Here is a 12397-nt window from a genome sequence, read left to right on the forward strand (position 1 = left end):
CTGTACAAAAAAATTGAGTGCGGAGTTTCCGCTGGTTCAGAACCTGATCGATATTCAGGAAACCGTCTGGTTTAACCATAAAGCCACCAGCCTGGAACAGGGATTGCCCTATGTCGGACTGACTGTTTCAGATGTCAACGATGCCAGCCAGCGACTACAGCGTTTTTCCCGTTTTATAGCCGGTGCTTTTCCTGAAACCCGACCCTATAACGGGCTGATCGAATCGGAATTACGACCCCTGCCCGCTATGCACAAGGCGCTGGAACAGTATTTTGGTCAGAAGCTACCTGGAAGACTGCTGTTAAAGATGGACAGTCATCTACCAGTATCCGGTTCAGTCAAAGCCCGCGGTGGTATTTATGAAGTATTAAAACATGCCGAGCAACTGGCATTATCTGCCGGCATGCTGGCTTACGATGATGATTACAGTCAGCTTTTGACTGATGAATTCAGGCAGTTTTTCGGACGTTATCAAATTGCGGTCGGATCTACCGGTAACCTGGGTATGTCGATCGGAATTATCAGTGCCAAGCTCGGCTTCAGGGTTTCGGTTCATATGTCAGCCGATGCCCGGGAATGGAAAAAAAACCGGCTGCGGTCACTGGGTGTTGAGGTGGTTGAACATCAGGATGATTATGGCAAGGCAGTAGAACAGGGACGGGAACAGGCAGAAAGCGATCCAAACTGTTTCTTTATCGATGATGAAAATTCCCGTGATCTGTTTCTTGGCTATGCCGTTGCGGGTGAACGGCTGAAGCAACAGTTCGATGAGCAGGGTATCACTGTTGATGAAGATCATCCGTTGTTCGTCTATCTGCCCTGTGGTGTTGGCGGCGGACCGGGCGGGATCGCCTTTGGCCTGAAGCTGGCATTTGGTGATCATGTTCACTGTATTTTCGCTGAACCGACCCATTCCCCCTGTATGCTGCTGGGGGTTTATACCGGACTGCATGACAATATCTCGGTACAGGAACTGGGTATCGACAATATCACTGCTGCAGACGGGCTGGCTGTAGGACGTGCGTCCGGTTTTGTTGGCCGCGCCATGGAACGCCTGCTGGACGGTTTCTATACCCTGCATGACAGTGAAATGTACCGGTTACTGCAGCTACTTGATCAGACCGAGAAGATTCAGCTGGAACCATCAGCACTGGCCGGTATGGCTGGACCAAGGCATGTAGTCTCATCACCGGAATATCTGCAGCAACAGCAAATTGATGAAAGCCGGCTGAAAAATGCAACCCATCTGGTCTGGGCTACCGGTGGCGGAATGGTGCCGGAAGAAGAAATTCAACGTTACCTGAATGTTCAGCACTGACGCTATGATTCAGCAACTGGCCCATCAAACAGACAGTACTGCCCGCGAGATCCTTGCGATTTCGCGGGAGGCCTGGCAAACAGAGGCAGCACTGATCGGGATATGCCCTGATCAATTCCCCCCACTTGCGGAGACTTTGACGGATATTTTAACGACAGATAACCGGTTCTATGGTTTTCTGATCCATAACCGGGTTGCAGCTGTTATTGAGGTCGAAGCAGAACCGGAAGGTTATTTGATTGCACGGCTGGTTGTATCCAATCAATTCAGTCGTCAGGGGATTGCCACGCAACTGCTCAGATATATCAAGACACGCTATTCAGAGCTACAGGTAACTACGGCCACTGATAATATCCCGGCTGTCACTCTTTACCAAAAACAGGGGTTTAGTATCACGGGTACAACCCGTTGCCCGAGAACCTCACTTTCGCTGGTTCACTTCACTCTCTGAAAGTATGTAATGAAAGTCGCTCATATCAATCCCGACCACTACCTGGAAACATCTGAAGGACGACTATGGACACCCGAACGCAGCAAGCAGGCGTGGGAGTCAGCTTATACTGATTTCACCAGCGTGCTTTCGAAACAGCCAAGGCTTTTGACGGCCTATATTGTCTTTGGTGTACAGGGCAGTGGGAAATCCACCTGGATTCAACACCATTGTCCACCAGCACCTGCGATCTATTTTGATGCGGCTCTTCCTGCAGCCAGACATCGAACCCGCTCAATAGCAATTGCGCAACAGTATGCCCGGCAAATCATTGCTGTCTGGATTGATACACCGCTGGAATTGGCGCTGAAGCGTAACATACAGCGTAAAGCGGACGAGATTGTACCCATAGATGCCATCAACAGTGTCTATGGACAACTGGAACCACCTTCAAAACAGGAAGGTTTTGATCAGATTTTACAGATCAATACAACTGATCAGGAAACGGTAACTAACTTATAGAAACTATCTGCCATGAAAATAATAACAACTGAAACCACCCTGCCCTGGCGTCAGCAGCTGGAAGCGCTGTTGTGTAATTGTGTCGACAGCGGCGCATCCATCGGTTTTATTGCACCGCTGGAACTGGAAGAGGCAGAGGCCTACTGGCAGTCCGTTGATAACGAACTGGCAGAAGGTGCAAGAATTCTGCTGTTGGCAATCGATAAGGACAAGGTTCAGGGCTGTGTTCAGCTGGCTTTATCCTGCAAGAAGAACGGTATTCACCGGGGTGAAGTAGAAAAACTGATGGTCCATACCCGTGCCCGAGGACAAGGCATTGGCCGGATCTTGATGGCGGCTCTGGAAGAACAGGCTCTGCAATACCGGCGCTCTCTGCTGGTACTGGATACCCGTAAAGGTGATATTGCTTCCGGTTTGTATGAATCCTTAGGCTACCGGTTTGCCGGCGAGATTCCAGACTTTGCCCTGAATTCAGACGGCAGCTATTCACCGACCCTTTACTATTACAAGCCGATTTAACCCGCAAGACTCCGGGCGATTCAGTCGTCCGGAGTCATATATCATAGCTGTTTAATTACATGAGAATCTGATCGAAGAGATCCGGTCACCTTTACTGCTGAAATTGGCTGAATAATAGCTGCCCGACTTGCTGTCAAGGTTGCTGTCCCAACCAAAATTATCTCCACCGCTACCAGCACTGATGGTAAACAGTGGCTTTTTATAACCACTGTCGTTGTACGCCGTAAGGGTACAACCACCGCGAACACAGTAGGAGATGGCGCTGGCCTTGTCGCCAAAATTAACTGTACTGCGGTGGAGATACTTAAAATCCTCGCGGTACTGATTATATTCGGTGATGGTGATATTGCGGTCTCCGTCCATGCCGGAATCATCATATAGTGTCGCCCAACTGCCATTGCCACAGCTGCCAAAGTTACTGTCGATCGTGCGCACATTGCGGTTGCGAAACTCGGTGATTGGCGCCAGGTTGGAATTGGGGCCGCGGTCATCATCATGGGCGGTAGCCAGAATCGTCAGCTCACCATTACTGTTACCATACTCACCCGGCACTACATGCACGCCGGCACCGGCTGCAAAGTCACACATTCGGGTGGTAGAGCTGACCCAGTTGCCGCAGTACATTCGTTTTTGGGCCTGATAGACCAGACCGGGCTGACCGGTCAAATAACCGCTGCCGTCATAACCCAGACCCGATACCCGGTAGAGAAACATATAGTCATTTTCCAGCACGCCTTTCTGGGTTCCGACCACAAACAGCTGGTCATCACTTTGACGCACCAGATTGATTGACTGGTGTGCTCCGGTGCCGGCTTCCCAACCATTCTGCTGATTCGTCGGGGTTGACCAGGTTTTCCATGATGAAGTTGCGGTCATGCGGCTGCCCTCAAGCCGGAACTGTCTGAACCGAACCTTGCGGTTACCGTCAGCAAATACCATCACCGTATAAAGATTATTACTGTCCTCGATAATGCCGACAGCACCGGCGGTACTGTAGCCGACATCAATCGAATCCTGTCCGAACTGACCATCAGCGCTGACATCGATCCGTACCGGGGTGTATTGGTTATAGGTGTAGTAGAGATAGATACGGGCCGACTGGCCGTGGGTTCCGCCATTGCAGTTATCTGCGGAGACGGCCAGCACTTTGCCGGCCGTCTGTAATCCACCGTAATGATCACAGACATCATTCAACCGATCTTCCCAGTAGGTTGTCGCATAACCACCAGGATTGGTGCCACCCGTGGTGCTTTTATTGGTCTGCCACAGATTATGGTTCATATACCGGCTATTGGCTTCTGCCCCCAACTGAACCGCCATAATGGCAGCGGGCGAACTGCTGTTCCCGCTTTTTGAAACATAGAATACATCCGGCAGGCTGGTGCTGCGGCCAATACCCTGATAGTGCTTGGTCCAGGTTGGATCGATACTGCCACGCCTGAAGCCAGAGGCATCACCATGATCATTGATGGTATTAAACTGACTGACGACACTGGAAACCTTGGACGTCAGCGGATTGATAGCTGGGCTGGCAGCCACACTCATAGCCGTCAGGGTAAAGAGAGATAACAGTCCGTTTTTTAGCAGTTTTCTGGTTCTCACGGGTTCACTACCTGTTGTTCAGATATCAAGCCCCCTGCTACTTGCCAACCCCCACCCCCATATGCGGCGGAAAGATACAGGGAGACACCACGGTCACTGCCGGACCCCGTTGATACAGCTGGAACCCTGACTACAGGCTCTGGGGGGCAACAGTGAAACACGAACAGCAACAATGCAATTTGGCTGCCAGAAAATGGCTAAAAACAGTACAGGACTGATTATTCTGGAAACGTTCAGGAAATAGATGGCAAGTCACACTGATCTTGCCCTGAAACGACAATAAAACAATAATGAGCGCTGTCAGCAGTCAGGCTGCATTGTCGCCTGACAGAGGAAAACAGCGGAAATAAAGCTACCTCTTCAGGCCGCCTCGCTGAATCGAAAAATAACGACAAACCCGGAGCAGCCATGAAGTTAGTTACACCCGGTTTAGAATATAAAGTCATGTTCCTGCAGTTTATTCAGGACCTTGAGCAGAATGATCCTGAAAGAGCCTGGATTTATGCCGGTGCCAGCAAAGACTTCAGCATCTATCTGCAACAATTGCTGGACAGTCAGGCCGGCCGTAATTTAAAACCCGGCTATGTTCCCTGCAGTCATTTCTGGTTGATTGATAACGGACAGATGATCGGTGCGATCCGGGTTCGGCATAATATTGATAATGAGTTTTTGCGTCAGGAATGCGGTCATATTGGTTACGATATTGCTCCGGCATTTCGTGGCTACGGGCATGGCACAACAATACTGGAGCTGGGGCTACTGGAAGCTGAAAGGCTGGGTATTACTGAGGTTCTTGTAACCGCTGACGAGGATAACATTGCTTCAAGGAGAGTAATTGAGAAAAATCAGGGACGGTTTGAGTCAACCATTATTGGCGAAGAATCGCAGGCCAGAATTTCAAGATATTGGTTTAATTTGGCTACTGCAGATTAATCGTATAAGGCTTTGACAAGATATCACAAACATAAAGATATCGCGTCAAAGCCATCTTTTATGCAGTTCCTTTAGATTTAATAGCGCGGCTCTAAAGGTGCCTTATTAAACAAAAAAAGGCTATTTTGTATTTAATGCTGGCTCCGTCATAGCCTTTTTCATTACCTTCTTGCTTGGAGCAGATAGTTTTGGAAACGCAGTGTCTTTCAAACTGAGCACCCATTCAGTTTCGTCTGACAGCTTCAGTACAACCGTAACCAATGACTCTGTGCTTTCATCTGCATCTGCATCAAAATATACTGTCAGTACACCGCTTAGATTCCCTGCTTCACAGGGCTTATCAACACCAGCGGACTCACTGCAACAAGCGCATCCAACACAGAAATTGATATCAGCAGTATCTGTATTCTTGCCACATCCGGTGCAAGCACAACCTTCACAGCCCTGAGTAGTTACAGCTATCGTTATCGGTGGTAGGCCTGTCGGATCATCTGACGCTTTCTGTTCAGGTTCTTTAGTTATTACAAAGAAAGGATAAATTGTTCCAGACGCTGACGTTGGCATTTCAGATGCCTGTATATAAACCCTTTTTTTGACTGGAAATGCAGCTTTGAATACCTCCAGTAAATCATCATCTGCTTGCAGGTCGTTCAGGCTTTCAATGAATGCATTTAGCCAGATCGCCGTTACATACTGCCCTCCCTCATAAGCCAAGCTGACTGTTTTCACTGTTGCTCTTCCCTGAACTGCCGTTGACTTGACAGACAATGATCTTTTAGCGGGTTCAGTGGCACGCCCCTCCTTAGTGGTCACAATCGTTAAGCCTTCAGGCTCACTGCCTGATTCTATATCTGTATGCCCTTGCTCTAAAATGCTCGAATCCAGGGCCCTAGCTTCGCTTTTTGATGTGGAGACAGGCTGTTCTTTGACTTGATAGTAACGCGTTCCGGCTGAAAGGTTGTGTGAAATAACAGCAGTAAAAAGCACAAAAATACTGCAAAGTAATGTCAGTACATTGCGCAAGGGGTTTGGCGTTTTCATTGGATGCTTCTCTGAACCATGATGAAATCAACATCCACAATGCTGTTGACAGGAAATTATTGCAGATGCACTGCCAATTTATAGACAACAGCGGTACAGCCTGCAGAAACAAGCGATTGTTTTTTCTTCTATCAAGTGGTTTTTTAATAAGACCTTCAAAAATAGAATGACTTGATTTATTCGAATAAATCGTAAATCAACCAACAACAACATCCTGATCTATGGAAATCATCCCGGTAGTCAAAGAAGACTTAAATGATGTAGTGCAATTAATCACAGAAGCTGCAGAGCAGGCAGTCCTGCCATTATTCTCGGAGGAGGGGCAAAACAATTTTTCAGCGGCTATTCCTGAGGATACTCGTACGGCATTTTTCAATCCGCGTTTTTATGCCGTAAAGGCGGTCATCAAAGGGGAAGTTTCAGGCTTTGCGGCACTGCGCGACAACTACTATTTAACTCATCTATTTGTACGGCATGAACTGCAAGGTCAGGGCATCTGTCAATGCAGCCGGCTTCTATCGTCGACTTGGGTTTGAGGAGACCGGGCCAGAAGCTACAGTCGAGGGCATACGATATATTCCCATGACCTTGCAGCTGTCACATCTGAGGGATCATCATGCCTGATCAGGCCGACTGCGCAATTGCGTTACAGGATTAATACGGTTTGACATTCAGTCATAATTTCCTGAAAATCAAAACCGACTGATTAGTCGGTTGAAGCAGTAGTGAGATTTATGTCTAAACGGGAACAAATTCTTGAAGCTGCCCTGCAGCTATTTATGGAAAAAGGGTTCGAGAAAACCCCGACGTCTGCCATTTCCAAAACCGCTGGTGTGGCAACAGGCACCCTGTTTCATCACTTTAAAACCAAGGATGAGCTGATCAACGCTCTGTATCTTGAGATCAAGATGGAAATGCGGGATGCCATTCAGGCTCATGCCAGCCAGGATAACAGTATCAAATCCCGGTTTCTGGCAATGTGCGAAGCGGTGATGGAATGGGTGCTGGTTCATCCGGAAAAATTCCGTTTTATGGCTCAGTTTGGTAATTCAGCGTTTATTGCTTCCAGTACCCGGGAACGGGTTGATCAGGCATTTGAAGAGTCTTTGTCGATGCTTGAAGAAGGTATGCAGAATGGCACGCTGAATCCATTGCCCGTTGAGCTGATGAATCTGCAGCTGGCATCCAACCTGATGGCCAGTGCCGATTATCTGCTGAAAAACCCGCAATACTGGCAGGACAGAGATTTCCGTCAGATGGTATTGCAGTCCTTCTGGCAACAGATTGCCCGGTACGATTAAGTCCGGGTTATTTTTTTGATTCAAAGCCGACTGATTAGTCGGTCAAAAAAAATAAACCTGCGAGAAGTCCTGAGTGAATAAAAAACGCTTCTTCCTCGCCCTACTGATTACAGGCACTCTTATGACCAGCATGATGACCAGTTGCACCCGATTCTCCGGCACCACAGCGGAAACCCAAGCACGCCTTGAGCAGTCTCCCCAGTACTCTGCAGAACAAGGAAAATTTGTTAACTGGCAACCGGTTAACCAGCTTTCCTTGAGTAAAATCTGGGATGGTATGAAAGAGATGCTGTTCAACCGCGACAAGGAAAGTGTGCCTGTCAACCCGGTGCCAGTGCGTACACTGGATCTGGCACCGTTTGCCGATGATGCTCCCACCGGACTGCGCTATGCCCGACTGGGGCACTCTACCCTGCTAATCCGGCTGGGTGACAAGAACTGGCTGACGGATCCGGTATTCAGTGAGCGCGCCTCACCGGTGCAGTGGATGGGGCCAAAACGATTTCACCCGGTGCCGCTGAATCTTGACCAGCTGCCGGCCATTGAAGGCGTCATTATTTCCCACAATCACTATGACCATCTCGATTACGGCAGTATTCAGCTATTGAAAGATCGGGTGGGTCACTTTGTGGTACCGCTGGGCATTGCCGACAAACTGGTCAACTGGGGTGTTGCCCGACACAAGATCACTGAACTGGACTGGTGGCAGCAGACCCGGATTGCCGGGATTGAACTGATTGCTACGCCGACCCAGCACTTCTCCGGTCGTGGGGCTTTTGATTCCGATAAAACACTCTGGGCGTCGTGGATCATTCGTGATGAGCAACACTCCATCTATTTCAGTGGTGACAGCGGTTATTTCCCCGGTTTCCGTCAGATAGGCGACAAGTACGGCCCGTTTGATCTGGCTTTCATGGAGTGTGGTGCCTACAACCCACAGTGGGCCGATGTGCATATGATGCCAGAGGAAACTCTGCAGGCTTTCAAGGATGTACAGGGCAAGGTTCTGGTACCGATTCATAACGGCACCTTTGATCTGTCGACCCATGCCTGGTTCGACCCGATGCAGCAAATCTCTGCCCTGGCTCAACAGCACAAGATTGATTTACAGCTTCCCGTGATTGGCGATGTCATCAACTACCCGGCTTCAGCCTCTGATAACAACGCTGACAACCGCTCTGACTGGTGGCACTAATCAAAATTAAAAGGAGAAGATAATGAAGCAACCTTCACGCCCCACTGTACTGATCACAGGCTCATCATCCGGTTTTGGCTTGCTCTCTGTTCATAAATTCCATCAGCAGGGCTGGAATGTAATTGCCACACTGCGGTCTCCGGAAAAAGCACCGGAGCTCACTGAGTTGGAGAATGTGCTGGTGCTGCCACTGAACGTCACCAACCGCGACCAGATTGAAAGCGCGGTTAATCAGGCCGTCCAGCATTTCGGTCGAATTGACGCGCTGGTAAATAACGCTGGCTATGGCACTGCAGGATTGCTGGAAGAAGCCAGTGAAGAGGAAGTTCGCAGCCAGATGGAAACCAATTTTTTTGGTGTGGTGAATATGATTCAGGCGGTATTGCCGGTCATGAGAGAACAGCAAAGCGGCACAATAATCAATGTCACTTCAATGGCTGGCTCAATTGCGCCACCTTTGCTCTCGCTTTACTCTGCATCCAAGTTTGCGGTTGAAGGGCTGTCCGAGTCCTTGTCGTATGAACTGAAACCGCTGGGGATATCCATCAAAACCGTTGCTCCGGGCGCATTCAAAACCGGTTTTGGCAATGCGGTTAACTTCCTTTCAGGCAATGCCAAACCTGAGCTTTCAGAGTACAGTTCAACCCTTAAATCAAACATCGCCAGCGCGATGGCGTCTCCTCCCAAACCCTTTGGTTTCGGCGATCCCCGGGAGGTTGCTGACCTGATCTATAAATGTGCAACTGAAAAACCGTCCGGAACCCTGCACTATGTGGGTAAGGATGCCAGGTTGATTGCCCGGTTAAGGCGTCTGCTGCCATACCGTGTGATTCGTCGTATGATGGAGAAAAGCCTGATGCCCAGTCAGTGACAGGTTTCTGTATCCATGTTTTATATCCGGAGTATCTGATACAGGCACTCCGGACAGGATCAAACAAGAGCAATAACAAATGACAGATTTCACCACCCTGACCGGATGCCGGCTACCCATTATCCAGGCACCGATGGCCGGGGTTCAGGACAGTCGACTGGCTGCTGCTGTATGCAACGCCGGAGGCCTTGGTTCGTTGCCCGCTGCCATGCTGGCGCCGGAACAGTTACAACAACAGCTTGATAACCTGACCCGCGCCACCAGCAAACCCTTTAATATTAATTTCTTTTGCCATACCCCGCCTGAAGCCGACCCTGTAAAAGAACAGCACTGGCTCTCTCTGCTCAAACCGGAGTTTGAACGACTGGGACTCGACAACACCGTAAATACTTCTGGCCCACAGCGACAACCTTTCAGTGATATTCAAGCTGAGATACTTGAACCATACCGACCAGCAGTCATCAGCTTTCATTTTGGTCTGCCATCAAAGCCTCTTCTCGACAGGGTAAAAAGCTGGGGCTCCAAAGTTATTTCATCGGCGACAACAGTTGCCGAAGCCCGCTGGCTGGAAACACAGGGTGCCGATGCTGTTATTGTTCAGGGATTGGAAGCAGGTGGTCACCGGGGGCATTTTCTTCGACCGGATCTTGAAGAACAGCAAAGCCGGAATACTCTGTTACAGCAGGTGAAGGAAGCCGTACAAATCCCTGTAATTGCAGCAGGAGGCATTGCCTCCGCAAAAGAGGTTGAAGCGGTGATATCACAAGGTGCAGTTGCAGCCCAGGTAGGTACCAGCTATTTGCTCTGTCCGGAAGCAACAACCAGTCCACTGCATCGAGATGCCCTGACTCAAGCCAGAGATAATCCCGGATCACGCCAGACAGTGATTACCAACCTGTTTTCAGGTCGCCCGGCCAGAGGACTGGTCAATCACTTGATCCAGAAGTTTGGCCCGATAAATCAGGAAGTACCTGATTTTCCTTTAGCAGCCGTAAGTATTGCCGGCTTACGGGCAAAAGCGGAATCACAGGGACAGGATGATTTTACTCCGTTGTGGAGTGGCACCAACCTGTCGGGTTGTCAGGATATATCTGCCGCAGAGCTGACCCAGCTGCTGGCATCAACGATTACCAGGGTATAAGACTGCCGTCATAGGCATAAAACCGGCCACTGTCTTCCGGATTCAATCCGGCAATCACATCCAGTAGTAACCCTGCCGTTTTTGCCGGATCGAACAGCTGTCCTTCCTGCACATTACGCTGAAAGGGTTGGGATAGCTGTGTATCGGTAGTACCCGGATGCAACACCGTCACACAACAACCAGGTACGGCTCGCTGCCATTCGATACTGAGGGTTTTCATCGCCATATTCAGCGCTGCCTTGGAAGAGCGATAGCTGATCCAGCCTCCCAGCCGATTATCCTCAATGCTGCCAACCCGGGCCGAGATGACGGCAAAACAGCTGCGAGCAGACTTCTTTAACAGCGGCTGAAAATAACGGGCCAGCATCAGGCTGGGCGCCACATTGACTTCCATACTGCGCTGTAGCCATGACGCTTCAAAGCGGGCAATAGACTTCTCCGGACCATGTTGCTCATCATGCAACAGACCAACGGTATTGATAAGCAGATCAAGCTGCTGGAACTGCTGCGCCAGTTGCTTGATGTCCTGTTCACTACAAACATCAACCTGATACCACTGCAGATTATCACACGCTAAAACCGGCTTATGCCGGTGCCAGGTTGCAACAATTTGTGCATGCGGATATCGCTCAAGACAGTCTTCAACCAGTGCCCGACCGATGCCGCCATTGCCACCCATAATCAGAATATTCAGTGTCGTGTCCTCTGAACCGGAATACATCCTGCTAACAGAATTAACATGGCTTTGTGCTCACCGCCAGCCAAACGCTATGCTTATGGCTATAGTGCTTGCACGTAATGACAAGTGCCTGCACGCAATGACAGGGAGTCGTGTAATGAATATTTTTATTCTTGATACCAATATCAACACCTGTGCCCGCTATCACTGTGACCAGCATGTGGTGAAGATGATTCTGGAAAGCGTTCAACTTCTTTGCACTGCCCTGAACAAAAAAGGCTTTGAAACTCCTTACAAATCCACCCATATGAAACACCCCTGTGTGCTCTGGGTCGAAGAGTCGTACGATAATTTTCTATGGCTGCGAAAGCTGACGCTGGCCCTGAATAAAGAGTACCTGTACCGGTTCAACAAGGCGGAAGACCATAAATCCATTGCCGTGCTGGATAAGATTGCCCACTGTAAGTTTGAATCCAAAGGGCTGACACCTTTTCCTCAAGCCATGCCGGACCAGTACAAGGTTAAAGATGACCCGGTTGAAGCCTATCGACGGTTCTACCGTGGTGACAAAATGCACTTTGCCCGGTGGACCCGGCGCAAACCTCCACGCTGGCTGAATTGAGCATTTTGATTAAGATTCAGTCTGACTCTCAGTTGAAAAATATCAGCTAAAGCAAAGTGTCATTTTTCAGAATAAAATCACCGCTTTTTACACTTCTATCGATTTCTTTCTATCGAGCGGAACATTTACTCTTCACTTATATCTAACAATGTAAGCAAGCCAGAGTTACTCTACCGATTATCCTGTAATCAAAACAGACTGTCAGGAGTCCGTAGCAGAGATA

At 49.2% G+C, this 12397-nt stretch carries 13 protein-coding genes and 1 pseudogene; 11 read left to right on the forward strand and 3 right to left on the reverse strand.

The features are described from left to right. The first annotated feature begins 13 nt into the window (after positions 1 to 13). From ACYZZ0_RS04380 to ACYZZ0_RS04395, 4 genes are read left to right on the forward strand one after another with little or no spacing between them, the layout of a single operon-like run. Positions 14 to 1318 carry a D-serine ammonia-lyase gene (locus ACYZZ0_RS04380; RefSeq protein ID WP_461535362.1) on the forward strand — a complete coding sequence of 435 codons (1305 nt, stop codon included), beginning with the start codon at positions 14 to 16 and terminating at the stop codon, positions 1316 to 1318. A 4-nt stretch (positions 1319 to 1322) separates the two neighbouring features. After that, entirely contained in the window at positions 1323 to 1769 is a 447-nt protein-coding gene (locus tag ACYZZ0_RS04385; RefSeq protein WP_461535363.1) for a GNAT family N-acetyltransferase, read from the forward strand. A 9-nt stretch (positions 1770 to 1778) separates the two neighbouring features. Then, complete coding sequence (locus tag ACYZZ0_RS04390) at positions 1779 to 2270, forward strand: hypothetical protein (RefSeq protein WP_461535364.1); 492 nt, start codon at positions 1779 to 1781, stop codon at positions 2268 to 2270. Between the two features lie 12 nt (positions 2271 to 2282). Then, positions 2283 to 2789 carry a GNAT family N-acetyltransferase gene (locus ACYZZ0_RS04395; protein ID WP_461535365.1) on the forward strand — a complete coding sequence of 169 codons (507 nt, stop codon included), beginning with the start codon at positions 2283 to 2285 and terminating at the stop codon, positions 2787 to 2789. A gap of 51 nt (positions 2790 to 2840) precedes the next feature. Here the strand turns inward: ACYZZ0_RS04395 and ACYZZ0_RS04400 are convergent, their stop codons facing one another. Continuing rightward, on the reverse strand, positions 2841 to 4391 hold the full coding sequence (locus ACYZZ0_RS04400) for a hypothetical protein (protein ID WP_461535366.1): 1551 nt from the start codon (positions 4389 to 4391) through the stop codon (positions 2841 to 2843). A gap of 408 nt (positions 4392 to 4799) precedes the next feature. On the opposite strand from ACYZZ0_RS04400, the gene ACYZZ0_RS04405 reads away from it, so the two are divergent. After that, a complete protein-coding gene (locus tag ACYZZ0_RS04405; RefSeq protein WP_461535367.1) occupies positions 4800 to 5324 on the forward strand; it encodes a GNAT family N-acetyltransferase in 525 nt (174 codons plus the stop codon). A gap of 120 nt (positions 5325 to 5444) precedes the next feature. Here the strand turns inward: ACYZZ0_RS04405 and ACYZZ0_RS04410 are convergent, their stop codons facing one another. Further along, positions 5445 to 6365, reverse strand: a complete 921-nt coding sequence (locus tag ACYZZ0_RS04410; RefSeq protein WP_461535368.1) for a hypothetical protein — start codon at positions 6363 to 6365, stop codon at positions 5445 to 5447. 221 nt (positions 6366 to 6586) lie between these two features. Between ACYZZ0_RS04410 and ACYZZ0_RS04415 the strand changes: the two are divergent. The 5 genes and pseudogenes from ACYZZ0_RS04415 to ACYZZ0_RS04435 all read left to right on the forward strand — a co-directional run bounded on the left by ACYZZ0_RS04415 (position 6587) and on the right by ACYZZ0_RS04435 (position 10873). Further along, positions 6587 to 6989: pseudogene (locus tag ACYZZ0_RS04415) on the forward strand (GNAT family N-acetyltransferase). 110 nt (positions 6990 to 7099) lie between these two features. Continuing rightward, on the forward strand, positions 7100 to 7666 hold the full coding sequence (locus ACYZZ0_RS04420; protein WP_461535369.1) for a TetR/AcrR family transcriptional regulator: 567 nt from the start codon (positions 7100 to 7102) through the stop codon (positions 7664 to 7666). 73 nt (positions 7667 to 7739) lie between these two features. Then, the gene (locus ACYZZ0_RS04425; protein WP_461535370.1) at positions 7740 to 8861 is read left to right on the forward strand and encodes an MBL fold metallo-hydrolase; all 1122 of its coding nucleotides are present in this window, start codon (positions 7740 to 7742) and stop codon (positions 8859 to 8861) included. Positions 8862 to 8883: 22 nt separating this feature from the next. Then, a complete protein-coding gene (locus ACYZZ0_RS04430) occupies positions 8884 to 9732 on the forward strand; it encodes an SDR family oxidoreductase (RefSeq protein ID WP_461535371.1) in 849 nt (282 codons plus the stop codon). 79 nt (positions 9733 to 9811) lie between these two features. Next, positions 9812 to 10873: an NAD(P)H-dependent flavin oxidoreductase gene (locus tag ACYZZ0_RS04435; RefSeq protein ID WP_461535372.1), complete on the forward strand. Its 1062-nt coding sequence runs from the start codon at positions 9812 to 9814 to the stop codon at positions 10871 to 10873. Here the strand turns inward: ACYZZ0_RS04435 and ACYZZ0_RS04440 are convergent. Then, complete coding sequence (locus ACYZZ0_RS04440; protein ID WP_461535373.1) at positions 10860 to 11594, reverse strand: SDR family oxidoreductase; 735 nt, start codon at positions 11592 to 11594, stop codon at positions 10860 to 10862. The genes ACYZZ0_RS04435 and ACYZZ0_RS04440 overlap by 14 nt on opposite strands. A gap of 115 nt (positions 11595 to 11709) precedes the next feature. Between ACYZZ0_RS04440 and ACYZZ0_RS04445 the strand changes: the two genes are divergently transcribed. After that, entirely contained in the window at positions 11710 to 12174 is a 465-nt protein-coding gene (locus ACYZZ0_RS04445) for a pyrimidine dimer DNA glycosylase/endonuclease V (protein WP_461535374.1), read from the forward strand. The last annotated feature ends 223 nt before the right edge of the window (positions 12175 to 12397 follow it).

This window comes from Spongorhabdus nitratireducens (genome assembly GCA_947387575.1).
GTDB lineage: Bacteria > Pseudomonadota > Gammaproteobacteria > Pseudomonadales > Endozoicomonadaceae > CANDOC01.